23 protein-coding genes, 1 pseudogene and 1 other annotated feature are annotated in these 24,097 nt (G+C 67.7%); of the genes and pseudogenes, 11 read left to right on the top strand and 13 right to left on the bottom strand.

The window, feature by feature from the left end:
* Positions 1-475 (top strand): annotated as a pseudogene (locus DDE13_RS17420) (hypothetical protein); the annotation flags it as partial.
* Between the two features lie 60 nt (positions 476-535).
* Here the strand turns inward: DDE13_RS17420 and DDE13_RS17415 are convergent.
* The 5 genes from DDE13_RS17415 to DDE13_RS17395 all read right to left on the bottom strand — a co-directional run bounded on the left by DDE13_RS17415 (position 536) and on the right by DDE13_RS17395 (position 6,547).
* A complete protein-coding gene (locus DDE13_RS17415) occupies positions 536-1,402 on the bottom strand; it encodes a universal stress protein (protein WP_111405550.1) in 867 nt (288 codons plus the stop codon).
* A gap of 10 nt (positions 1,403-1,412) precedes the next feature.
* Positions 1,413-2,903, bottom strand: coding sequence for a SulP family inorganic anion transporter (locus DDE13_RS17410; protein WP_111405549.1), 1,491 nt, complete (start codon positions 2,901-2,903; stop codon positions 1,413-1,415).
* A 59-nt stretch (positions 2,904-2,962) separates the two neighbouring features.
* Positions 2,963-3,020, bottom strand: a sequence feature (sul1 is cis-regulatory element that is thought to sense ions involved in sulfur or methionine metabolism; They are found in Alphaproteobacteria).
* A 43-nt stretch (positions 3,021-3,063) separates the two neighbouring features.
* A complete protein-coding gene (locus tag DDE13_RS17405) occupies positions 3,064-3,891 on the bottom strand; it encodes a sugar phosphate isomerase/epimerase family protein (RefSeq protein ID WP_111405548.1) in 828 nt (275 codons plus the stop codon).
* A 95-nt stretch (positions 3,892-3,986) separates the two neighbouring features.
* Positions 3,987-4,859, bottom strand: coding sequence for a dienelactone hydrolase family protein (locus DDE13_RS17400; protein WP_111405547.1), 873 nt, complete (start codon positions 4,857-4,859; stop codon positions 3,987-3,989).
* Positions 4,859-6,547: an alpha/beta hydrolase gene (locus DDE13_RS17395; RefSeq protein ID WP_111405546.1), complete on the bottom strand. Its 1,689-nt coding sequence runs from the start codon at positions 6,545-6,547 to the stop codon at positions 4,859-4,861. The genes DDE13_RS17400 and DDE13_RS17395 overlap by 1 nt, the downstream gene beginning before the upstream one ends.
* 416 nt (positions 6,548-6,963) lie before the next feature.
* Between DDE13_RS17395 and DDE13_RS17390 the strand changes: the two genes are divergently transcribed.
* The 10 genes from DDE13_RS17390 to arsH all read left to right on the top strand — a co-directional run bounded on the left by DDE13_RS17390 (position 6,964) and on the right by arsH (position 17,121).
* A complete protein-coding gene (locus DDE13_RS17390) occupies positions 6,964-8,004 on the top strand; it encodes a substrate-binding domain-containing protein (protein ID WP_111405545.1) in 1,041 nt (346 codons plus the stop codon).
* 70 nt (positions 8,005-8,074) lie between these two features.
* Positions 8,075-9,451 (top strand): phosphate ABC transporter permease subunit PstC, encoded by a 1,377-nt coding sequence (gene pstC / locus DDE13_RS17385; protein ID WP_111405544.1) that lies wholly within the window; start codon positions 8,075-8,077, stop codon positions 9,449-9,451.
* Between the two features lie 12 nt (positions 9,452-9,463).
* Positions 9,464-10,768 (top strand): phosphate ABC transporter permease PstA, encoded by a 1,305-nt coding sequence (gene pstA / locus DDE13_RS17380; RefSeq protein ID WP_111405543.1) that lies wholly within the window; start codon positions 9,464-9,466, stop codon positions 10,766-10,768.
* Between the two features lie 23 nt (positions 10,769-10,791).
* Positions 10,792-11,580: a phosphate ABC transporter ATP-binding protein PstB gene (pstB, locus tag DDE13_RS17375; RefSeq protein ID WP_394340311.1), complete on the top strand. Its 789-nt coding sequence runs from the start codon at positions 10,792-10,794 to the stop codon at positions 11,578-11,580.
* Between the two features lie 16 nt (positions 11,581-11,596).
* On the top strand, positions 11,597-12,316 hold the full coding sequence (phoU, locus tag DDE13_RS17370) for a phosphate signaling complex protein PhoU (RefSeq protein WP_394340310.1): 720 nt from the start codon (positions 11,597-11,599) through the stop codon (positions 12,314-12,316).
* A gap of 1 nt (position 12,317) precedes the next feature.
* Complete coding sequence (phoB, locus tag DDE13_RS17365; RefSeq protein ID WP_162631064.1) at positions 12,318-13,013, top strand: phosphate regulon transcriptional regulator PhoB; 696 nt, start codon at positions 12,318-12,320, stop codon at positions 13,011-13,013.
* Between the two features lie 251 nt (positions 13,014-13,264).
* A complete protein-coding gene (locus DDE13_RS17360; protein WP_111405540.1) occupies positions 13,265-14,110 on the top strand; it encodes an arsenate reductase/protein-tyrosine-phosphatase family protein in 846 nt (281 codons plus the stop codon).
* Complete coding sequence (locus DDE13_RS17355; protein WP_111405539.1) at positions 14,107-15,105, top strand: ArsJ-associated glyceraldehyde-3-phosphate dehydrogenase; 999 nt, start codon at positions 14,107-14,109, stop codon at positions 15,103-15,105. Before DDE13_RS17360 ends, DDE13_RS17355 begins: the two co-directional genes overlap by 4 nt.
* Positions 15,102-16,379: an organoarsenical effux MFS transporter ArsJ gene (gene arsJ, locus DDE13_RS17350; RefSeq protein ID WP_111405538.1), complete on the top strand. Its 1,278-nt coding sequence runs from the start codon at positions 15,102-15,104 to the stop codon at positions 16,377-16,379. Before DDE13_RS17355 ends, arsJ begins: the two co-directional genes overlap by 4 nt.
* Positions 16,380-16,404: 25 nt before the next feature.
* A complete protein-coding gene (arsH, locus tag DDE13_RS17345) occupies positions 16,405-17,121 on the top strand; it encodes an arsenical resistance protein ArsH (protein WP_268951255.1) in 717 nt (238 codons plus the stop codon).
* Positions 17,122-17,143: 22 nt separating this feature from the next.
* Here the strand turns inward: arsH and DDE13_RS17340 are convergent, their stop codons facing one another.
* The 8 genes from DDE13_RS17340 to DDE13_RS17305 form a co-directional block, all read right to left on the bottom strand.
* Positions 17,144-18,889 (bottom strand): complex I subunit 5 family protein, encoded by a 1,746-nt coding sequence (locus DDE13_RS17340; protein ID WP_162631063.1) that lies wholly within the window; start codon positions 18,887-18,889, stop codon positions 17,144-17,146.
* 2 nt (positions 18,890-18,891) lie between these two features.
* Positions 18,892-20,397, bottom strand: coding sequence for a complex I subunit 5 family protein (locus DDE13_RS17335; RefSeq protein ID WP_111405536.1), 1,506 nt, complete (start codon positions 20,395-20,397; stop codon positions 18,892-18,894).
* Entirely contained in the window at positions 20,394-21,872 is a 1,479-nt protein-coding gene (locus DDE13_RS17330) for a complex I subunit 5 family protein (RefSeq protein WP_111405535.1), read from the bottom strand. The genes DDE13_RS17335 and DDE13_RS17330 overlap by 4 nt, the downstream gene beginning before the upstream one ends.
* Positions 21,869-22,165, bottom strand: coding sequence for an NADH-quinone oxidoreductase subunit K (locus DDE13_RS17325; RefSeq protein ID WP_111405534.1), 297 nt, complete (start codon positions 22,163-22,165; stop codon positions 21,869-21,871). The genes DDE13_RS17330 and DDE13_RS17325 overlap by 4 nt, the downstream gene beginning before the upstream one ends.
* Positions 22,155-23,150 (bottom strand): hydrogenase subunit MbhD domain-containing protein, encoded by a 996-nt coding sequence (locus tag DDE13_RS17320; RefSeq protein WP_222626126.1) that lies wholly within the window; start codon positions 23,148-23,150, stop codon positions 22,155-22,157. The genes DDE13_RS17325 and DDE13_RS17320 overlap by 11 nt, the downstream gene beginning before the upstream one ends.
* Positions 23,147-23,443 (bottom strand): cation:proton antiporter, encoded by a 297-nt coding sequence (locus tag DDE13_RS17315; RefSeq protein WP_111405533.1) that lies wholly within the window; start codon positions 23,441-23,443, stop codon positions 23,147-23,149. The genes DDE13_RS17320 and DDE13_RS17315 overlap by 4 nt, the downstream gene beginning before the upstream one ends.
* A complete protein-coding gene (locus tag DDE13_RS17310) occupies positions 23,433-23,708 on the bottom strand; it encodes a monovalent cation/H+ antiporter complex subunit F (RefSeq protein ID WP_111405532.1) in 276 nt (91 codons plus the stop codon). Before DDE13_RS17310 ends, DDE13_RS17315 begins: the two co-directional genes overlap by 11 nt.
* The coding region (locus DDE13_RS17305; protein WP_111405531.1) for a Na+/H+ antiporter subunit E at positions 23,705-24,097 on the bottom strand (393 nt) is incomplete at its 5' end. The genes DDE13_RS17305 and DDE13_RS17310, both read right to left, overlap by 4 nt.

The following is a 24,097-nucleotide window of genomic DNA, read 5'->3' as shown; positions in this document are numbered from 1 at the left end:
GCTCCGGCCGGCATTCGGGCGGCGCCCGGCGCCTGTCTGGGCGCTGCCGCTGGCGGCGAGCCTCGCGCTGGCCGTGGGCCTGGGCGCGGGTTTCATGGCGCGCGGTCCAGCACCGGGCGCTCCTGCCGCCGGGTTCGACAGCGCCGCGGTACAGGATGCGCTGGGACGGCTCGCCACGGGCGAGAGCGCGGCCACAGATGCAGGGGCGCTGCGCGTCGTGTCGAGTTTCCGCGACGGGGCCGATGCGCTGTGCCGCGAGGCGGAACTCATGCCTGCGGGACGCGATGGCGCGCTCGGGGTGCTTTGCCGCGGCGATGGCGGGCAATGGCGCCCCGAACTGGTGTTGCGCCAGCCCGCGGCGGGCGGGGCGCTTTCGGCGGCATCCGGGTTGGGTGCGCTCGATGCGTTCCTTGCCGATATCGGCGCGGGTGCGCCGCTCGATCCCGCGGCGGAGGCCGCGGCGTTGGCTGAGTGACCGGACAGGGCGCACCGGTGTGCCGGGCCTGACCCGGCACCGCCTGCCGCCCCTCCGGTTTCAGTGCATCATCAGCACCGGCACCCGGCACGACCGCACCATTTCCGTGGTGGTCGAGCCGACGAACAGCGACCGGATGCGCGACCGGCTATAGGCGCCCATCACCAGCAGGTCGTAGCCACCGGGCTTTTCGGGATCGGTCATGTCGCCCAGCACCTTTTCCGGTTGTCCGCCGCGCAACTCCGTATCGGCCTCCAGCCCGCCCGCGCGCAGGGTTGCCGCGGCCCCCTCCAGCGTGCGCCGCATGGCGGGTGTTTCCGCGCCGACCTGGACGACTGTGACGGACAGGCCCGCGAAGAGCGGACTGCGCGCCATGTAGTCTACCGCTTGCAATGCCGCGGTGCCGCCATCGAACGCGACCAGCACGCGCTTGATGTCGCGGAACGCGCGGTTCGCCACGAAGACAGGCTTGTGCGACGCGCGCACCACCCGTTCGAGGTTGGAGCCAAGATGCTCCATGGCGACGCCCGCCGCCTCGCCGCGCTTGCCGATCACGATCAGGTCGCCGGTGTTCTCGGTGGCCGTCACCGACTCTACCAGATCGCCCTGCCGCAGCCGGGTGACGACCTCGGACACGCCGCGATCCTCGAGGATCGCCTTGGCGTCGTCGAGGATCGCGCGGCCCTGTTCGTGGGCGAGCTTCGCGCGTTCCGCGTCGAGATCGCTGAGCTTCTTGAGCAGGTCGGACCGCGCGCCCAGCTTGATCGCGCCGCTCAGGTCCTGGCTGTCGCCGCCCGCGCGCCGCCCCATGACGTGATACAGCTTCACCCGCGCCCCGGTGCGCGTGGCGATCCACGCCGCATGGTGGCAGACGCTTTCGGCATAGCTCGATGCATCGACGAGCGCGTTGATGGTCTTGATGGTCATCCTGTTCTCCTCAATGCGCCGACAACTGGTCCATCGCGCCGGGCTTGTCGTGAATCGCAAGCCGGTCGACGATGGTTTCGGATGCTTCGTTCAGCCCGACGATCTCCACATCCGCGCCTTCGCGGCGGAACTTGAGCACCGCCATGTCGAGCGCGGCCACCGACGAGATGTCCCAGATATGGGCGCGGCTGACGTCGATGGTGACCTTTTCCGGCGCTTCCTTGAAGTCGAACGCCTTCATGAAATCCTCGGACGAGGCGAAGAAGAGCTGCCCTTCGACGTAATAGGTCCGGTGGCTGCCCGAGGGCGTGATCTCGGTCCGCACGCGGAACAGTTGCGCGATCTTCCACGCGAAGAAGATGCCCGACAGCAGCACGCCGACCAGCACCCCGATGGCGAGGTTGTGGGTGTAGACCACGAAGAACACCGTCGCCAGCATCACGATGGACGACGATTTCGGATGTTCGCGCAAGTTCTTGATGGACGACCACGAGAATGTGCCGATCGACACCATGATCATGATCGCCACGAGCGCAGCCATGGGGATGATCGACACGAGATCCCCCAACGCAACCACGAGGATGAGCAGGAACACCCCGGCCACGAAGCACGACAGCCGCCCCCGCCCGCCGGATTTCACGTTGATGATCGACTGGCCGATCATGGCGCAGCCCGCCATGCCGCCGATGAAACCGGTGGCGGTGTTGGCCAGCCCCTGGCCGATGCATTCCTGGTTGCGGTCCGAACCGGTGTCGGTCAGGTCGTCCACGATCTGCTGGGTCATCAGGCTTTCCAGCAGGCCCACCACGGCCACGGCCACGGCATAGGGGAAGATGATCTGGAGCGTTTCCAGTGTCAGTGGGATGTCGGGGATCAGGAACATCGGCAGGGTGTCGGGCAGCGCGCCCATGTCGCCGACGGTCCGGACCTCCCAGCCCATGGCGACGGTCAGCGCGGTCAGCACGACGATCGTCACGAGCGGTGATGGCACGGCGGTGGTGATCCGCGGGAACAGGTAGATGATCGCAAGGCCCCCGGCGACGAGTGCGAAGGTCAGCATCGGCACCTTGGTGGGGTCGAGTTCGGGTAGCTGCGCCATGAAGATCAGGATCGCGAGCGCGTTGACGAAGCCGGTCATCACCGAGCGCGACACGAAGCGCATGACGTAGCCGAGCTTGAGGAAGCCGGCGCCGATCTGCAACAGCCCGGCCAGCACGGTCGTCGCCAGCAGGTATTCCAGTCCGTGGTCGCGCACGAGCGTGACCATCAGCACGGCGGTCGCGGCGGTCGCGGCGGATATCATGCCGGGCCGCCCGCCCGCGATGGCGGTGATGACGGCGATGGAGAAGGAGGCATAAAGCCCGACCTTCGGGTCCACGCCCGCGATGATGGAAAAGGCGATGGCTTCGGGGATCAGCGCAAGTGCGACGACGAGCCCCGACAGAAGGTCGCCGCGGATGTTGTCGCTCCAGTCGCGGCGATAGGCAGAGAGTGAAATCATGAAAAAGGGTTCCCAAGGCCGGGGCACGCTGCCCGGTCGATCAGGTCGGTTTGTCCTGTCATGGTCCGGCGGATCGGCGGCCGGAAGAGCCACCCGGGGATCGCACCCGGGTCCGGTTTTGCGGCGCAGCATAGGCAGGGCGGGGGAAAACGCAACCCGGTCAGCGGGCGAGGCCAAGCGCCTCCAGCGCGGCGACGGTCCGCGGCAGTCGGTCCCGGCGGTCGCGCACCTCGAGGACCAGGCGCGGTTCGGCCGGGTTGCGTGCGAGCGCGTTGAACACGGCGGGCCATGGAATGATGCCTTCGCCGGGGTGCCAGTGGCGGTCGGCATGCCCGTCCACGTCCTGCAGGTGCACATGGCCCAGGAGGTCGCCTGCCCGGGCGACGAAATCCACAACGGGCGGCGCGCCGTAATTGGCATGGGCCAGCGTCGCGTGGCCCGTGTCGATGGACAGCGCCAGGTTCGGATGACCGATGGCGCGCGCGGCGTCCGCGCGGTGCTGCGGGTCCGTGTCGTCGATGTTTTCCAGCATCAGGGTGCAGCCGACATCCGCCGCGCGTGCGAGAACGGGGGACAGGCAATCGGCCATGGCGTCGATCATGCCGGCATGGATGCGCGGGTAGTTGTCGCGGTTCAGCACGTGCCAGAAATTGAACGGGCTGTGCACGACCATGTGGGTGCCGCCAAGCGCTTCCGCGATCTCCAACCCCTTGAGCAGGCGGCGCTGGATGACCGCTCGGATCTCGCGGTCCGGGTTCGACAGGTCCAGCCCGAAGAACGGGCCGTGGATGCCGCGCGGACCCGCATGTCCGGCCAGCGCTGCCCGCCAGTCGGCCACCAGCGCATCGGTGTCGCCCGCGATCACATCCGCCCCGACGAAATCCTGGATCTCGATGGCGCGGCCGGGGCCGGTGATCCAGTCGCGGAGCGCGTCGAAATCCGGGCGTGTCAGGGCGACGCCCAGAAGGGGCAGGGGAGAGGTGGTCATGGGAACTCCGGCAGACTGGTCACAGGCTCAGGCAATGGCGTAAGTCTGCACGAAGCCGGGCGCGAAGGGAACATGGCCGCCGCATGCGATGGAATTCAGCGGCCCGCCGCCACATCCGTCAGTGCCGCGCCGATGATAGCGGCAGCCTGCGCCGTGGCCGGCCCGTCGAAGCGCAATGGGCTGAGGGCGGAACGCACCTGCTGGTCGAAGCCGTGGGTCACGCCCTTTAGCACCGTCAGTGCAACGGGTGTTCCGGCATCCGCCATGCGCGCCGCGAGATCCCTGCAGGGCGCGTCCCCCGTCACCGTGTCACCATCGACAAGGATCATCGTGACCGCGCCCGGCCATTCCCAGCCGCGCGCCCCAGCCCGGCTGCCCGCGCCGCAATAGGGATAGAGTGTGATCGCCGCGCGCAACCCGCCGCGGGCCGCTGCGGCCGATCCCTCCGGCCACGCGGTCAGGCCCGGCGGCGGGTCGGTGCCGTCGGTCAGCGTCAGGAAATCGAGCGCGGTCCAGCCGCCATGGGACACGCCCAGCACCGCGAGTCGCTCGCCGTCCACCCCCGGCTGCGTGCGCAGATGGGCCAGCGCGACGGCAAGATCCCCGGCCCGCTCCGCGCCGGTCAGTTGCTGCCCCGCGCAGACAAGCCGCCACGCCTCGAAATCGTCGAGACCGCGGGGCGCATGGCTGTCCACGATCAGCGTGGCGAAACCCATGGCGCGGGCCGCATCAGCCCAGCGGTCCATGTTGTCGCGCACCCCGTCGCAGCCGGACAGCAGAACCAGCCCCGGATGCGGCCCCGGCCCGTGCGGCTGCGCGAACCGCCAGTGCCCGGCCAACTGCGCCTGCCGTTCCGCCGGGCTGTCGGCGGGCAGGGCAAAGCCCGTCAATTGCCGCGCGGTGTTGGCCGCGAGCGCCAGCAGAACGGCCACCACCACCGCGAACGCGATCCAGGCGGACCGGCGCATCAGAACGGCGCGGGCCGGGCGGCAAAGATCGCCTTCAGCTCCGCCGCGCGGTCGGGGGTCCAGCCCTCGGGCTCCACGACCGCCGCCCAGGCGTCGATATAGTCGGGGGCGATGTAGAAATGCCCGTAGCCCGGCACCTGCAACGAGATCGCCATATCCAGCGCCAGTTGGAACATCGTCACGACCGGGAACCACCGGAACTCCGGTGCCACGTCGAAGGCGCGGGGCGGGGCCATCCATCCGGGGCGACGCAGGCCGGAATCAAATGTGAAGCTGACGATGGCGTCTGTGCCGTAATGCAGGAACACGAGCCGCATCGGTCCCCATTCGGCATTGAAGCGGTCCAGCCCGCCCTGCTGGTTGGCCACGCGCACGAGCGACCCGTTGCCGAAGCGCGGGCGCCATTCGGGGCTGTCCGGGCGCCGATTGTCGCGCACATGCTGCCAGAGCGGCGACAGGAAGGGCGAGCCGGCCCACATCGCGCCGTCGATCGGGTCGGCGAGGATATCCAGAAGCGGCAGCGCGATCTGGGTGTTGAACGCCCCCTGGCTGAGCCCGTGGACATAGAGCTTCGGCCGCGCGTCGCGGGGCAGGGTGGTCCAGTGGTCATACACAGCGTCGAACAGGGCGCGGGCCTGCGCGATCCCGGCCTCGGGTGCCACCCATAGAGACAGCACCGAGGTCAGGTAGGAATACTGCACCGACACGGTCGCCACGTCGCCGCCCAGCATGAAATCCAGCGTGTCATGGGCGCCGGGGTCCATCCAGCCGGTACCCACGGGTACGGTCACCACAAGCGCCGCGCGGTCGAACCCGCCCTGCCGGATCAGTTCGGCCAGCGCGATCTCGGCGCGGTCTTCGGGCGTGGCCGCGGCGCGTCGACCGACATAGACCCGCAACGGCGCCATCGCGTCAGGTCCGGCAAAGGCGGCGATTTCGTCCGCACCGGGCGTGCGCGTCACGTAGGATCGGCCCCAGCGCCCCATTTCGTCCCAGGCCACAAGGCTTGCGGCGCTGCCGGTGCGGTTCGGATCGGCGGGCGCGGGCGTGTCGGGATCCATCAGCGCATCGGCGGCGGCAAAGGACGCGTCCGCGAGGTCGAGCACGCGGCGCAGCACCACGCCGTCGATCACCGCCCAGAACAGCCAGCCGACAACCGCGACCCCGATCACCAGACCGACGCGCGGGGGCACGACACGGCCCAGCACGCGCCCGGCGCGACGAGTGGCGACCCCGAAAAGCCGCGCCAGCACGAACAGCCCCAGCGCCACGGCGAGGCCCGTACCCGCAATGGTCAGGGGATAGACGGCATCGACGGGATCGAGACCCATCATGCGGCGGGTGGCGTCCTGCCAGTCGGCGGCGCGCGACAGCCCGTAACCGACCGCGGACACCGCAACCGCGGCCCCCGCGGCAAGCAAGCGGCCGCGCCGGGCGGGAACCGGCAGCCCGAGAAACCGCCAGAGCCACGCGCAGGCGACGCCGATCTCGTGTCCGATGGTGGCCAGCACGCCCGCCAGCACCCCCTGCATCACGGGATCGCGTGGCAGCAGGGACGGCGTCAGCGCGGCGAGAAAGAACAACCCCGCCAGCACCAGTCCGACGGCGGATAGCGGGGCGGCCCGGCCTGCGCGGAACCCCGGCCTGCGCGGGTCCTGCCGGTCCTGTCGTGAAATCGGCCGTCCCATGCCGGACCCTTTCGCTGGATTACTCGATCGTGCCGTAGCAGGCCGATTGCAGCGTGCCAAGTTCGGGCCGCGCGGCCGCCTTGCCGGCTGCGTCCTGCCCGTCAAGGCGGTTGCGGCCGGACCGGAGGCGGCGCCGCGGGAACCGGGCGGGAATCGGACGCGCGCCGCGCCTCCAACGGCACGTCGTGGCCTTTCATAGCCTCCAAAGACGGCCCTGCACGCGCAGGTTGTCAGATCTCGTGCCGGAATTTTTTTGCCTGTAGGTCAGATGCTTGCGCCCGGGATGGCAGAATTGGTCGGTGTTCCGCCCGCTGTGTCACAAAACCATCACAAAAATGTTGCATAGGCATCACGGCGCGGGGGTAGGCCGCAGTCAGAACCGAGAAGAAACGGTTCACCTGAAACTAGGAGACACCATGTCTGTAACCAAGATCACCACGTCGGCCATTGCCATCGTGGCACTGACCGCAACCGCCGCTGCCGCGCGTGAAGAAATCCGCCGCGTTGGGTCATCCACCGTGTTCCCTTACACGCAGGCCGTGGCCGAGCGTTTCGCCAACACGACAGAATTCCCGTCGCCGATCGTCGAATCGACCGGTACAGGCGGCGGCATGCAGATCTTCTGCGGCGGGATCGGCGAGTCCTTCGCCGACATCACCGGCGCATCGCGCGCAATGAAAGCGTCCGAGTACCAGATGTGCCAGGACAACGGCGTGACCTCGATCACCGAAGCGCAGATCGGCTCCGACGGCCTGTCGCTGGCGGTGTCGGTCGAAAGCCCCCATGACTGGGACCTGACGCTGGGCCAGATCTTTCTGGCGCTCGCAGCCGAAGTGCCGGTTGACGGTGAATGGGCCGCGAACCCCTACACCAACTGGTCGGAAATCGACGCCAGCCTGCCCGATGTCGAGATCGAGGTGCTTGGGCCGCCGCCGACCTCGGGCACGCGTGACGCGTTCGTCGAACTGGCGATGCATGCCGGTTGCGAAGAACTCGAGTATGTTCAGAACGGTGGGTTCGACGGCGACTGGGTCGAAGAAAACTGCTCGCGCATGCGCACTGACGGGCCGTTCATCGAAGCCGGTGAAAACGACAACCTGATCGTGCAGCGCCTGCAGTCCGACCCGACCGCGCTCGGCATCTTCGGCTATTCCTTCGTGTACGAGAACCTCGACACGCTGGCGGGCGTCAAGATCGCTGGCACGACACCGTCCCTCGAAACCATCGGCGACGGATCCTACCCCGTGTCGCGTCCGCTATTCTTCTACATCAAGAACGCGCATCGCGGCGTGATCCCCGGATTCGAGGAATTCCTGACCGAGTACATGTCGGAAGACGCACTGGCACCGGGCGGCTACCTGAACGAGCGCGGCCTCGTGACCCTGTCGGAAGAGCGTCGGGACGAACTGCGCGAGCGCGTGGCCAACAGCGTTCCGATGGAAGCACCCGCCGACTAAGGCAATCTACACTTCTAGACCGCCCGGCATCAGCCGGGCGGTCGCATTTGTCTCATCAGGTTGGTCCCCCATGACACTCGCGCCATTCGTGATCCTGCTGGTCGCAGCCATCGTCGGCTATGTGATCAACGTCCAGTCCGCGCAGGCCCTGCGTAGCGGCGGGGCGAAACTGCATTCGCTGTCCAGCTTCCACGGGCTGCATTCGTTCCTGCTGGTGATCGTGCCGGTCCTGACCATCGTGCTGCTGTGGATCGCGCTCCGGGGTGCGGTGATCGACGGACTGATGATGGCGTCGCTGCCCGAGGGGGTGCTCGAGGGTCTTGGGGCTGGCGAAATCCAGTTGATCGGGTCGGAGATCCGGTCGATTGCGGGGGGTCGCGTGTTCGGCACACCCGAGGACTGGAAACTGGAGGCCGCGGACCGGCTGCTCGCCTATCAGGCTGCCTCGCGCTGGCTTCTCGTTGTTGTTGTCGTCGTTCTTTCCGCCGCGCTCGTGTATTTCGCGCGCAGCACGGTAGCTGCCGAGTTCCGGGCACGGCAGCGGGTCGAGTACATCACATCCGGGCTCATGATCTTCTGCGCGACGGTGGCGATCTTTACCACCGTCGGGATCGTGGCCGCATTGACCTACGAGACGTGGAAATTCTTCCAGATGGTCCCCGTGACGGAGTTCCTCTTCGGAACGAGTTGGGAGCCGCAGATTCCCATCCGCGAGGATCAGATTGCCGCTGAGGGCGCATTCGGCGCGGTGCCGGTCTTCCTTGGCACGATCGTGATCGCATCGGTCGCCCTGCTCGTGGCCGTTCCCGTGGGGCTTCTGACGGCCATCTATCTCAACGAATTCGCCCCGCGCGCGGTGCGCAAGTCGGTCAAACCGGTTCTGGAAATCCTCGCGGGCGTGCCCACGGTGGTCTACGGTTTCTTCGCGATCCTGACGGTCGCTCCGGCGCTTCGGGCGTGGGGTGCGAGCCTCGGGCTCGATGTGGCGTCGAACACTGCCCTGGCGGCGGGTGGCGTCATGGGCATCATGCTGATCCCGTTCATTTCCTCCTTCGCGGATGACGCACTGTCGGCTGTGCCGCGCAGTCTTCGTGATGGCGCGCTGGCGCTGGGGGCGACACGCGGCGAGATGATGCTGAACGTGCTGTTCCCCGCTGCCATCCCGGGCATCGTCGGCGGCGTGTTGCTGGCTGTCAGCCGCGCTATCGGCGAAACGATGATCGTGGTCATGGCTGCGGGTCTCATCGCGCGGATGACGATCAACCCGCTGGACAGCGTCACGGCGGTGACGGTTCAGATCGTGACGCTGCTGATTGGTGACACGGCTTTCGACAGTCCCAAGACGCTGGCGGCCTTTGCGCTTGGCATGATGCTGTTCCTCGCGACGCTCGCCATCAACGTCGTCGCGCTGCGCATCGTGCGCAAATACCGTGAAATCTACGATTAAGGGTTGGCTGACATGACCGATTTGACCACTGACAACGCCGGCCCGGGCCCGCGCAACCTGACGACCGAAGCTGTCAAGAACAGCCTTGGCCGCCGCAACCGAAAGCAGCTCTACCTTCAGGGGCTGGGAATTGCGGCGATCACCTTCGCGCTGACGATGCTGTTCATCCTGATCTGGTCGCTGGTCAGCACGGGCCACCACGCCTTCACCCAGACCCATGTGACGCTGGATGTCTATGTCGATCCAGAGGAGATCAGCGAAGAAAACCTCCCGCGCGGTGGGTTCTCGGAGGTGCTGCTTGCTTCGATGGCCCAGCAGTTTCCGGATATCGACGTGTCCGATCGCGCCGAGGCGCGCAAGCTGTCGTCGATCCTGTCCGACGGGGCGCAGTTCCAGTTGCGCGACCGGGTGGTGTCTGACCCTTCCCTGATCGGGCAGACCGTATCGCTGACCGTCCCCCTTTCGGACCCATACGACCAGCTCAACAAGAATCTCGTGCGCCGGGATACCCCCGAGAATCGCCGCCGGGTGGACGATGCGGCCATCGCGCGGTTCGACCAGCTCGCCGACAGGGGCATGATCTCGACCCCGTTGAACTTTACGCTTCTGACGGCTGCGGATTCACGGTTTCCCGAACTGGCCGGTTTGCGCGGTGCGCTTGTCGGGTCGTTCTGGGCACTGCTGACCTGTTTCCTGATCTCGTTCCCGCTCGGCATCGGGGCGGCTGTCTACCTTGAGGAGTTCGCGCCAAAAAGCCGTGTCAGCGACTTCATCGAGATCAACATCAACAACTTGGCCGCGGTCCCCTCGGTGGTCTTCGGACTTCTGGCGCTGGCGGTGTTCATCGGCTGGTTCGGAATGCCCCGGTCGGCGCCCTTCGTGGGCGGTCTGACGTTGGCCTTGATGACGATGCCCACGATCATCATCGCGACGCGCGCGGCATTGAAGGCGGTGCCGCCGTCTATCCGCGAAGCGGCACTCGGGGTGGGCGCGTCCAAGCACCAGGTCGTGTTCCAGCACGTTCTGCCGCTGGCGATGCCCGGGATCCTCACGGGCACGATCATCGGGCTGGCGCAGGCGCTGGGGGAAACCGCGCCGCTGCTGCTCATCGGCATGAACGCCTTCATCACCTCCGCCCCGTCCGGTCCCTTCGACAGTGCGACAGCCCTGCCCACGCAGATCTTCATCTGGGCCGACAGCCCGGAACGCGGCTTCGTCAGCCGGACCTCGGCCGCGATCCTCGTGCTGCTGGGCTTCCTGATCTTCATGAATGCAATCGCGATCTTTCTTCGGTCGAAGTTCGAGCGCAAATGGTAAGCGGAGTAGAACCCATGAACGACATGCGCATCACGGAGCAAAGAGTGGACACCCACGAGATCAAGTTCTCGGGCCGGGACGTGCACGTCTACTATGGCGAGACCGAGGCCATCAAGGGCATCGACGTCGATATCGAGGACAAGACCGTGACCGCCTTCATCGGGCCGTCGGGCTGCGGGAAATCCACCTTCCTGCGCTGTCTGAACCGGATGAACGACACGATCGACATCTGCAGGGTCACCGGGGATATCACGCTCGACGGTGAGGATATCTACGACAAACGCATCGATCCGGTGCAACTTCGCGCCAAGGTCGGCATGGTGTTCCAGAAGCCCAACCCCTTCCCCAAGTCGATCTACGACAACGTCGCGTATGGGCCGAAGATCCACGGTCTGGCCAAGAACAAGGCCGACCTGGATGACATCGTGGAACGCGCCCTGCGCCGTGGCGCGATCTGGGAGGAGGTCAAGGACCGGCTTCAGGAACCGGGCACCGGCCTATCTGGCGGCCAGCAGCAGCGCCTGTGCATCGCGCGGGCCGTGGCGACGGAACCCGAGGTTCTTCTGATGGACGAACCCTGCTCGGCGCTCGACCCGATCGCCACCGCGCAGGTGGAGGAACTGATCGACGAGTTGCGCTCGCAGTATTCGGTGATCATCGTGACCCACTCCATGCAGCAGGCCGCGCGGGTGAGCCAGAAGACCGCGTTCTTCCATCTCGGCCATCTGGTGGAGTTCGGGGAAACCAGCGAGATCTTCACGAACCCGAAAGACCCGCGCACCGAAAGCTACATCACCGGCCGGATCGGCTGAGGCAAAGGAATTCATCGTGACGAACGACAAGCATATCGCCTCGGCTTTCGACCGGGACCTCGAAGCCGTGCAGGCACACATCATGAAGATGGGTGGGCTGGTCGAGGCCGCGATCCTCGATGCTGCGCGAGCGCTGGAAACCAGGGACGAGGACATGGCCGCCGACGTCCGCAGCCGCGACCGCGCCATCGATGAACTCGAAGCGCTGATCTACGAGGAAGGCGCCCGCCTGATCGCCCTGCGTGCGCCCACCGCTGGTGACATGCGCACGGTGCTGAGCGTTCTGAAGATCAGCGGCAATCTGGAACGGATCGGCGACTACGCCAAGAACATCGCCAAGCGCAACTCGGTTCTGGTGCAGATGTCGCCGGTCGATGGCTCGGCGTCGGACCTGCGGCGCATGGCGCAGGCGGTCGAGCTGATGCTGAAGGACTCGCTGGACGCCTACATTACCCGCGATATAGAGCTTGCCGAGGACGTGCGCGTGCGCGACGGCGAGGTGGACCAGATGTATAATGCCATGTTCCGCCAGTTCCTGACCTACATGATGGAAGATCCGCGCAACATCACCGGCTGCATGCACCTGCATTTCATCGCCAAGAACATCGAACGGATGGGCGATCACGTGACCTCCATCGCGGACCAGGTCATCTATCTCGTCACGGGTGAAATGCCCACCGAGGCGCGCCCGAAGCATGACCGCACTTCGATGATGGCGTCGCCGGAGGCCGAGTGACATGGTGGCGCCCGCGTCACAGCCTGTTGTGCTGATCGTGGAGGACGAGCCGGCACAGCGTGAGGTTCTGGCCTACAACCTCGAAGCCGAAGGCTACGGGGTGGCGCGGGCCGAGAACGGCGAAGAGGCGCTGATGCTGGTGCAGGAAACTGCACCGGACCTGATCGTGCTGGACTGGATGCTTCCCAACGTCTCCGGGATCGAGGTCTGCCGGCAGCTCAAGACCCGTTCTGAAACGCGCAATGTGCCGATCATCATGCTGTCGGCGCGGTCGGAAGAGGTCGACCGCGTGCGCGGCCTGGAAACCGGGGCGGACGACTATGTCATAAAGCCTTATTCGGTGGTCGAACTGATGGCGCGGGTCCGGTCGCAGTTGCGCCGCACCCGGCCCGCCACGGTGGGCGAGGTGCTGGAATTCGAGGGTGTCACGCTCGATGCCGAAAGCCACAAGGTGTTCCGCGACGGCAAGCCTTTGAAACTCGGCCCAACCGAATTCCGGCTGCTGTCCACCTTCATGGAAAAGCCGGGCCGGGTCTGGAGCCGCGAGCAGCTTCTGGACCGGGTCTGGGGCCGCGACATCTATGTCGATACCCGCACGGTGGACGTTCATATCGGGCGCCTGCGCAAGGCGCTGTGCCAGCATGGCGCACCGGACCTGGTGCGCACCGTGCGGGGCGCGGGGTACGCGCTGGGGTAGGCGCCGCCGGCCTTGTTCGGAACGGCTGAACGGAACAGGCCCGGCCGCGCTTTGCTGCCGGGCGATTGCCGTCGATCGAATACCCTTGTCAGCCGCGCCGCCCCCGCGCAGCGGCATAGCCCGGCGCGTGAAGGGCGAAGGCGCCTGACCGAAAGTATGGCCCTGTCGGGCCCGGTGGCAGCCATCGGGGTCATCGGAGCCATGCGCAGTTCAGCCTTGCCATCATCCATTATTTCTCATATTCACGAAATATGGAATCAAATATCGCACATCAACTGTCGACCCTTGGTCATCCGCAGCGTCTGGCGGTGTTCCGCCTGCTGATGCGGCGCTATCCCGACCGTGTTCCCGCGGGCGAGATCGCGGAGGCGATGGGGGTCAAGGCATCGACCCTGTCGGCCTATCTGTCTGCGCTCGTGCAGGCTGGGCTGGTCAGCCAACATCGGTCGGGCACATCCCTGCGATACACGGTCCACATGTCAGGCGTGCAACATCTGCTCGCCGATCTCATGGTCGGCTGCTGCCGCGGCCGACCCGATATCTGCCCGCCCGCCCTTTTGCCCCTGCCCACCGGAGTGCCCGCCATGGCCGACCGCAAATACACCGTCCTGTTCATCTGCACCGGCAATTCCGCCCGGTCGATCTTTGCCGAATCCATCCTGCGCAAGGATGCGGGCGACCGGTTCATCGCCTATTCGGCAGGGACAAAGCCCTATTCCGAACTGAACCCCTTCGCTCTGGAGGTGCTGCGCGCCAAGGGCCACGATGTGGACATCCTGCGCGCCAAGAACGTGTCCGAGTTTTCCGGCCCTGATGCGCCGCATCTGGATTTCGTCTTCACCGTCTGCGATCAGGCCGCGAACGAGGAATGCCCGGCCTGGGAAGGCCAGCCGGTCAGCGCCCATTGGGGGATGCCCGACCCTGTCAAAGCCAAGGGCACCGACGCGCAGAAAAGCCTCGCCTTCCAGCAGGCTTACGGCGCGCTGCGCAACCGCATTCTCGCCTTCACCGCGCTGCCCTTCGCGCAGCTTGACCGCATCGCGCTGCAAAAGGCCGTGGACGATATCGGCCGCGCCGATCAAGGCGCCAGCGCGTGACCGTCTACGCCATCAACGGCCTTGGCCGGATCGGAAAGCTGGCGCTGCGTCCCCTGCTGGAACGCGGCGCGAAGATCGCGTGGATCAACGACGCGGTGGGCGATGCCGCGATGCATGCCCATCTGCTGGAATTCGACACGGTGCATGGGCGCTGGCCCGCGACCTTCGCGGCAGACGCCGACAGCGTGACGGTCGACGGGACGCGCCTGCCCTTCGTCGGGGCCAAGGCGCTGGCCGACCTACCGCTTGGTGGCGTCGATGTGGTCATCGACTGCACCGGCGTGTTCAAGTCCGAGGGGGCCCTTGCCCCCTATTTCGACGCGGGCGTGAAGAAGGTCGTCGTCTCGGCCCCGGTCAAGGACGGGCTAACGGCGAACATCGTCTACGGTGTGAACCACGATACCTATGACCCTGCCACGCACCGGATCGTGACGGCGGCAAGCTGCACGACCAATTGCCTTGCCCCCGTGGTCAAGGTCATGCTGGACAGCTTCGGCATCAAGCACGGGTCGATCACCACGATCCACGACGTGACCAACACACAAACCATGGTGGATCGCCCCGCCAAGGACCTGCGCCGGGCACGGTCTGCGCTCAATTCGCTGATCCCCACGACCACGGGCAGCGCCACGGCGATCACGCTGATCTATCCCGAACTCAAGGGCCGGCTGAACGGCCATGCGGTGCGGGTGCCGCTGCTGAACGCGTCGCTCACCGATTGCGTGTTCGAACTGGAACGACCGACGACGCCTGAAGAGATCAATGCAGCCCTGCGCGCCGCCGCCGACGGCCCGCTGGCCGGTGTGCTGGGCTTTGAGGATCGCCCGCTCGTTTCCGCCGACTATGTCAACGACACCCGGTCGGGCATCGTGGATGGCCCGTCCACCATGGTCATCAACGGCACGCAGGCGAAACTCTATGTCTGGTACGACAACGAGATGGGCTATGCCTACCGACTGGTGGACGTCGCGCTGATGGTCGGGGCGTCCCTGTGACCGCCCCCCGCGCGCGCCCCGAGGGCCTGTCGGCCTATATCGCCGTGACCGCAGCCTACTGGGCCTTCATGCTCACCGATGGCGCGCTGCGGATGCTGGTGCTGCTGCATTTCCACACGCTCGGCTTCACGCCGGTCCAGCTGGCCTATCTCTTCGTGCTCTATGAAATCGCGGGGATCGTCACCAACCTGTCGGCGGGCTGGATCGCCGCGCGCTTCGGGTTGACCATGACGCTCTATGCCGGTCTGAGCTTGCAGGTCGCGGCGTTGCTGGCGCTGGCGCAGCTCGATCCCGGCTGGGCCGTGGGGCTGTCGGTCGCCTATGTGATGGCGGTGCAGGGCGCATCGGGGGTGGCCAAGGATCTCGCCAAGATGTCGTCCAAATCCGCCGTCAAGGTGCTGGCGCCCACGACGGGAGACGGGCTGTTTCGCTGGGTGGCGGCCCTGACCGGATCGAAGAACGCGGTGAAGGGCGTGGGGTTCCTCATGGGGGCCGGTCTGCTGGCGTCGGTCGGCTTCGTCTGGGCGGTGCTGGCCATGGCCGCGGTGCTGGCGGTGATCCTGCTGGCCGTGCTGATCGCCATGCCGCCGGGCCTGCCGAAAGGCCGCAAGGGCGCGAAATTCTCCGAGGTCTTCTCGGACAACGCGAACGTCAACTGGCTGTCGGCGGCGCGGGTGTTCCTGTTCGGCGCGCGCGACGTGTGGTTCGTGGTCGGCATCCCGATCTATTTCTACGCTGTGCTGTCGGATGGGTCCGAGGCCGGGAACCGCGCGGCGTTCTTCCTGATCGGGACATTCATGGCTGGCTGGATCATCCTGTATGGTGCCGTGCAGGCCGCCGCGCCGAAAATTCTGCGCGCCAGGAACCGCCCCGAGGCGGACCTGATCGCCGCCGCGCGCGGCTGGGCGGGCCTGCTGCTGGCGGTGCCCACGGCACTGACCGTGGCGGCGCTGGCCGCAGGTGGACCGCAGGACTGGCTGACCGCCACGCTGGTCGCGGGGCTGCTGGCCTTCGGTGCGATCTTCGCGGTGAACTCGGCGCTCCATTCCTACCTCATCCTTGCCTTCACCAAGGCCGAGCGGGTGACGATGGATGTGGGCTTCTACTACATGGCCAACGCGGCGGGGCGGCTGGCGGGAACGGTGCTGTCCGGACTGACCTACCAGCTGGGCGGGCTGCCCTTGATGCTGGGGACGGCAGCGGTCATGGTCGCGGCCTCGGCATTGGCCGCAGGGCGTCTGCGACTGCAGGCACCCGCCGAGGCCCCGGCCTGACGCCGCTGCAAGAGGACCGACCCACGTGACCGACACACCCGCCCTTCATGCCGACATGCTGCCGGGGATCGACCGTGACATGCTGCTGGCCCCACCGCTGGCGGACCACGCACCACGCATCGCGATCCTCTACGGCTCGCTGCGCGCGCGCAGCTTTTCACGCCTGTCGGCAGAGGAAGCCGGGCGCATACTGACCCGGCTGGGGGCCGAGGTGCGGGTCTTCGACCCTGCGGGCCTGCCGCTGGTGGACGATGGCGCAGACGCGACCCATCCCAACGTGCGCGCCTTGCGCGACCTCGCGGCATGGTCCGAAGGGATGGTCTGGTCCAGCCCCGAACGCCACGGCGCCATGACCGGGGTGATGAAAACCCAGATCGACTGGATACCGCTGTCGGAAGGGGCAGTGCGCCCGACGCAGGGCAAGACGCTTGCGGTGATGCAGGTGTCGGGCGGGTCGCAAAGCTTCAACGCGGTCAACCAGATGCGCATCCTCGGGCGCTGGATGCGGATGTTGACGATCCCCAACCAGTCGTCCATCCCCAAGGCGTTCCAGGAATTCGACGAAGCCGGAAGGATGCGCCCGTCGCCGCTATACGACCGGATCGTGGACGTGATGGAGGAACTGGTGAAATTCACCCTGCTGACGCGGGACCGGGCCGACTACCTCGTGGACCGGTATTCGGAACGCAAGGAAAGCGCCGCTGCGTTGAGCGCGCGGGTGAACCAGACCGCCGCGACCTGAGCGGGCAGCGCTACGCCGCGTGTCATGGTTGTGGAAGATCCGGGCCCGCCGCAGCGAAGGGCGCATGCTCGGCGATCTGCGAAAACAGCGCCGGGGCTTCCACCGCCAGCAGAGCCACAAGCACGGCGGCCATCGCGGCCTGGCCGAGCCGCCAGCGCGCTGCCACCGCGTCGATGTGCGCGGGGATGGCGCGGGCCAACCGACGCGCTGCGCGCTGGGTCATGCGGACCTTGTGCTGGCCATAGGCCTCGGCCGCGTGCCACGGGGCCATGACCTGCGCAAGCAGGACCAAGGGCCCGACCCGCTGCGCATGGCCCCAGATCGCCCCGGCGACGGACAGGACCACACCCGCCGCAACCGGCCACTGGGTCAGCCAGTCCTTGGGCCAGGACGAGGGTACCGGGCCGAACCCCGCGAGCGGCCAGAGACCCAGCAGCAGCACGCCGCAGGCCGCAAGGGTCGCCGCAGGCAGCGCCACCCAGCCCGGCCCCTCGACCACCGCGCGCGGCACCGTCGGCACCTGGCGCCACAGGGTCAGAAGATACCGACCCATCAGCAGTGTCGTGACCAGCCCCGACAGGGTCAGCGCCAGCACAAGCCACGGCACCCAGCCCGCCGGCCCCGCCGCCAGTGCGGCCCTCAGCCCTTCCTTCGCGGCGTATCCCGACAATGGCGCAAGGCCGACAAGCGCTGCCATGGGCAGGGCGAGCAGCGGCAGCGCGGCCCACGACCCCCGCAGGGCCGCCGCAGCCCCGAACGCGCCTGTGCCAAGAAACAGCGCGCCCTTGGCCAGCCCGTGATGGGCCGCCTGGAACATCAGCGCGGGCAGGACCAGCGCCCATGCCCCCGGCACCGTCAGCGCAGCACCAAGGCCAAGCGCCATCAGCCCCATCTGGCTGACGCTCGACCAGCCCAGCACGGCCTTGGGGCTGTCGCTGTTCACCCCCCCCAACCCGGCGGCAAAGATCGTTACCAGACCCGCGGCCATCAAGACCGTTCCGTGCACAGGCATCTCGGCCACCCCGAAAGGCATTACCGCGATCATCCCGAACAGCCCGGCCTTGATCATGGCACCCGACAGAACGGCGCTCGCGGGCACCGGGGCGGCGCCATGGGCGGGCGGCAGCCAGACATGCAGCGGCATGATCCCCAGCTTGACCGCGAACCCCGCCAGCAGCAGCCCCGCTGCGATGTCCGACACGGGGGCTGCACGCAAGTCCGCCAGCATGAGCGACCCGGCATTCGCCGCCATCAGCGCAAGCCCCGCGAAGAGCGCCAGTTCCCCGGCAACCACGAAGACGATGTAGATCCGCCCAGCCGCGAACGCGCTTCCGCTGCGGCCATGCACCACCAGACCGTAGGACGCGAAGCTCATCAGCGCGAAGAGCGCATAAAGACTCGCCACGTCGCGGGCGGTGAACATGCCGAGGTTCCCGGCCATCGCCAGCAGGAAGCACGCGGCGAACCCGGTGGCATGATCGTCCCCGCGCATCCAGCCCACGGCGGCCCAGCCCGCCGCTGCCCAGATCAGCGCGGAAAAGCCCATGAACACGCGCCCCACAGGGTCGGTGCCGAATTGCCCGCCCAGCATCAGCCACGGCTCGGCCAGAAGCGCCGAGTCGGGCAGCAGGGTCAGGGCCAGCGCGGGCAACGCCGCCAGCGGCAGCACGGCACGTACCGCTGCACGCGCGGGCGCGAAGGCCAGCAGCGCGGCCATCGCCAGCGGCAGGCCGGGCACGAGGGCGATCAGGATCTGCGGCAGGGGCATCGTCACTCCGTGTATTCGCGCGACACGATGAAGCGCGTCCATTCCAGCGGGCTGAAGGGCGCATTGGCGAGCACCCCGGCCACCAGAACCAGTGCTGCGGTGCCCAGCGGTGGCCCTGCCATCATCCAGCCGATCTTGGGCCGGGTCGGCAGCCTGGAATCGGTGGTGCCCGAGGGCGGCAGGAACCACGCCCGGTGCAGGATCGGCAGGAAATAGGCGGCGTTCAGCAGGCTCGACCCCAGCAGCACGGCGATCACCCAGTCTGCGTTCTCGGCCAGACTGCCCGAGGCGAGATACCACTTGCTGATGAACCCCGCGAGCGGCGGGACACCGATCATCCCGAGGGCCGCGAGCGAGAAGGCCAGCATCGTGCCTGGCATCAGCCGGCCCACCCCGTTCATCTGGCTGACCTTCTTGATGTGCAGCTCTTCCGCAAGGTTGCCCGCCGCCATGAACATGGTGATCTTCATCAGCCCTTGATGGATCAGGTGCGCCAGCGCCCCGATCGCGGCCACTGGGCTGGCCAGCGCCACGCCCAAGGTGATGTAGGACACCTGGCTGACGGTGGAGAACGCCAGCCGCCGCTTGATGTCGTCCTGCCCCAGCGCGCGGATCGAGCCGTAGATGATCGTCACCGCCGCCAGCGCGGCCAGCGGGCCGGTCACGCCCAAGGCCTGCGCGGTATCGATGCCGTAGATCTCATAGACCACCCGCATGATCCCGAAGGCGCCCGCCTTGACCACCGCGACGGCGTGCAGCAGCGCGCTGACCGGGGCCGGGGCCACCATCGAAATCGGCAACCATGCGTGCAACGGCACAAGGGCCGCCTTCACGCCTACGCCCGCGATCAGCAGGACGAAGATGATCTGGAGGGTTCCCGCGTGATCGTCGGTCAGGTCGACCACGATCCCGCGCGGCACGAATTCCGTGCTGCCGGCCAGCACCGACAGCCAGAGCGTACCCACAAGCAGCATCAGCCCGCCCGACAGCGTGTAGATCAGGTAAAGCCGTCCGGCCTTCAGTGCCGCCGCCGAGCCGCGATGCACCACGAGCGGATAGGTCGCCAGCGTCAGCAATTCGTAGAACAGCAGGAACGTGAACAGGTTGCCCGCCATGGCGATGCCCACGGTCGCGCCCACGCAGATGCTGAAGAAGCCGAAGAACCGGCTGCGGTGCGGCCCCTTTTCCAGATACCCCACCGCATAGATCGTGGTCAGGAGCCACAGGGTCGCCGACAGCGCCATGAACAGCACCGCCAGCGGGTCGGTGCGCAACGCGAAATCCAGCCCCGGCAGCATCTCGAACTGCAGGCTGTATTCCGTACCCTGCGCGACCTGCCAGCTCAGCCAGATCACGAGCGCGACCTTGATCGCTGCCGCCGACAGGTTCAGCGCGGTGCGCGCCCGCGCATGGGCGTCGTCCAGCACGAAGATCACCGGCGCGATGCCCAGCGAGGTCGCAAGGATCAGCAAAGGCAGATAGGGAAGGCCCGTCAGGAACTCGGTCATTGCATGGCTCCGGGCAATTGGCCCAGCGGGGCACCCGCCGCCAGAAGGGCAATGATATGGGTGGCGAAGAGACCCGCGCCGAAGGCCGTGACCGCCAGTAGAAGCGGCGGGCCGTCCGCCAGGGTCCAGCCCTGGTGTTCGCCCACGGCCCCGCGCACCCGGTCGAAGCGCAGGAAGCCGACAAGCACGCGCGACAGGTAGCCGACGCTCAGCAGCGTGCCCGCCATCGCCATGGCCAGCCAGATCCAGGCATCGGCGCGCACGGCGCCTTCCATCAGTTGCCACTTGCCCGCGAACCCGAGCGTGGGTGGCAGCCCGATCAGGCTGATGGCCGCCAGCGCGAAGCTGAACTGCGCGAGCGTGGGCCGCCTTGGAGAGCGGTCAAGTTCGGCGATGCGATCATGGCCGACCTCCTCCACGATACGGCCGGCGGCCATGAACATCGCGGCCTTGGCAAGCCCGTGCGCCAGCATCAGCGTGACCGCCCCGGTCCAGGCGATGGCGGCGGGGTTCGCGGCGCTCAGCCCGAAGGCGAGCGAGATCAGCCCGACCTGCGCCACCGTGGAATAAGCCACGAGCAGCTTGAGCCGTTCGGCGCGCAGTGCCTGCACCGACCCCCACAGGATCGCACCCGCGCCCATGACGCCCAGAACCGTGCCGCTGGCGGTCGCCGGGTCGAGCACGCCGACCCAGAGCCGCAGCGCCACATAAAGCGGTGCCTTCAGCACCAGCGCCGACAGAAGCGCGCTGACCGGGGCCTGCGCGTTGGAATGGGCCGCGGGCAGCCACGCGTGCAGCGGAAACAGCGCGGCCTTCAGGGCGAGCCCCGCGATGATGGCGATGAGCGCGATCCCGTCGCTCGGGGCGCTGCCCGCGACGGCAGCGAGCCCGGCAAGATCGAGCCGCCCGTGGGCGTGGAATAAAAGTCCGATCCCGAGCAGGATCAGTACCCCGCCCAGCATCCCCGCCAGCAGATAGTTCAGCGCCGCGCGCAGCGCCGCGGCACTGCCCGTCAGCACTGCAAGCCCCACTGCGGCCAGCGCCGCAACCTCAAGCGTGACATAGATGTTGAAGATGTCGGTGGACAGGAACGCCCCGTTCAGCCCCGCGACCAGCAGCAGCATGAGCGGCCAGAAGATCGCGGCGCCCCGCGCCGGTGCAGGCGTCAAAGCACGCGTTGTTCCGATGGCCAGCGTCAGCACCACCGTCAGCAGCAGGAAGGCGGCGGTCAGCCCGTCGGCGGCCAGAACGATGCCCAGCGGCGGCTCCCACCCGCCGATGGCGGTCGATGGCGCGGCCCCGGTCCGGACCTGCGCGGTGATTGCCGCGGAGCCGACTGCCGACAGCCCCAACCCGGCCATCCCCGCGGCGGTAGCGGCGCGCGGCAGCACGAATCCCGCGATCGCGCCCAGAAGCGGCGCGAGGACCGGCACGAGCATCCAGTCGATGGCGGCAAGGTCGATCTGCGGGATCATGGCGTGTCGTCCGTTTCGGTTGTGTCGGCGTCATGGAGCGCCCGCACGAGGGCGAGTGCGACGGCAGTGGCAGCCACAAGCACCACGATCCCCGTGATAACCAGCGCATGGGGCACCGGGTCGGCACCCCCGCCCGGTCGCCACGCGGCGATCACCATCACGAACCCCGCGCCCACCGACGCCACGTTCAGCGCCACGATGCGCCGCAGGGCCGATGGCAGGACCAGCGCGTGGTAAAGCCCGATGGCGAACAGCGCGATGCCGGTGGCGCCATAGATCGTTTCAGGTGTCATTGGTGGTCCCCTTGCGCAGCGCGATCCGCGCCGCAGGTTGCGGCATGTGGCCGAGAAACAGCGCCGTCAGCGTCGCGGCGATGGACAGCGCCACGCTCGCCTCGATCAGCAGGATCAGCGGCTTGGCCTGCGCGGGCGGATAGTGCAGCACCCCGCCGCCCGCGACCGCCGCCCAGATGCCGACGCCGGTGAACACGACCACACCCAGCACGAGCGATCCGCGCAGCAGCGGCATTGTCGCGGCCGTACGCGGCCATCGCCCGCCGCGCGCCAGCGCCGACAGCACGCCCGCCGCGGCCAGGACCGCACCGCCCTGGAACGCGCCGCCCGGCGAATAGGCCCCGATCCACACGAGATACGCGCCGATCAGCGCCAGCGCGGGCAGCACCAGCCGCAGGTAGGCGCCCGCGATGGGCCCGCGCAGGGCGACACCGGGCAGGTAGGGCAGGGGGGCCGCCGCGCGGTCGATGGTCCGGTCGATGGCCCAGACCGCCATCACGGCGGCCAGCACCACGACGACCTCCAACAGCGTGTCATAGGCGCGAAAGTTCAGCAGCACCGCAGTCACGGGATGCTCGACCCCGCTCTGGTCCATGCGCGCGGCCACTGCCGGGATCAGGCCAGTGCCGTGGCGCGGCGTGGCCATCAGGGCAAGCCCGCCCAGAGTCGCAAAACCCGCCACCGACAGCCCGAGCATGCCCGCTACGACGCGCGGCACAGGGGCCGGGTCGCGCCGTTCGCCGCCGACATGGCGCAGGGTGCGCAGCAGCAACGCGCCGGTCACGCCCGCACCGATGGCAGCTTCGGCCAGTGCCACGTCGGGCGCATCCAGCCGTACCCAGGCCAGCGCGACGAGAAGCCCGAACAGGATGAAAACGACGGCCATCGTGAAACTGTCGCGCTGCCGGAGCGCTGCCAGGGCAAGCACGAGAATCGTCGCGGCCAGCCCGAGATCGAGCAGAAGATACGGATCGGGCGGGCTCACAGTGCGTCCTCCTGCCGCCAGGCGCGCCTTGCGTGACGCGCGATCATGTGGCCCGAGGTCGCCGCCGACACCGCCACCAGCGCCCAGATCACCGCCAGTTTCATCGCCGCCGCGGGCGTGGCCCACAGCCCCGCCGTCCCGAGTGCGACGAGCGCAAGGCCCAGATTGTCCGCCTTGGTCAGCGCGTGGAGCCGGCAGAACAGGTCGGGAAACCGCAGAAGCCCAAGGGTCCCCGCCGCGAAGAAGATCAGCCCGGCGGCGATCAGGCCCAGCCAAAGGAAATCAGCGATCATCGGTATCGTCCTTTCCGAAGAGTGCCGCGAAGGTCAGGGTACCCACGGCGGCGAGTGCCGCCAGCACGAGCGCGGCGTTCAGCAGCGCGGGGTCGCGCAGCATCGCCGACATCACGATCAGCACGGCGATGGCGTTGGTGCCCATCAACTGCACCGCGGCAAGCCGGTCGGGGCGCGTCGGGCCGCGCCAGAGCCGGGGCAAGGCCGCCAGACCCGCGGCCAGCAACCCGACCGCCATCCATCCGAGTAGCGCGGCGAGGTTCATGCCCGTGCCTCCCCATGGCCGGGCCGGTGCGGCGGCAGGGCCCAGATCGCGGCAACGCGGTGCTCCAGCGCCCCCAGATCGGCGTCGAGATCCTGCGTGCGGTCGAGCATGTGTATGGTCAGCCGCGCGCCGTCGATATCGGCCGTCAGCGTTCCGGGCAGAAGGGTGATGCAGTTCGCAAGAAGCGTGCGCGGTGCGCCCGGTGGCAGACCGGTGACATGGGTCCGGAAGCCCGGTGCAATGGGCAGTCGCGGCTGGCATGCCCGCCACGCCACGTCGCTTGCCCCCAGCACGCTCTGCCGCGCGAACCAGCCCGCGAAGCGAAGCGCGCCGCCCGGCGACAGGCGCAGGCGCTGGCCGGGTCCGGCGGGCGCGGCAGGCACGCTCGC

Source organism: Meridianimarinicoccus zhengii (assembly GCF_003254465.1).
GTDB lineage: Bacteria > Pseudomonadota > Alphaproteobacteria > Rhodobacterales > Rhodobacteraceae > Meridianimarinicoccus > Meridianimarinicoccus zhengii.
The sequence above is the reverse complement of the archived record's forward strand: the minus strand, read 5'-3'. Positions and strand labels throughout refer to the sequence as shown.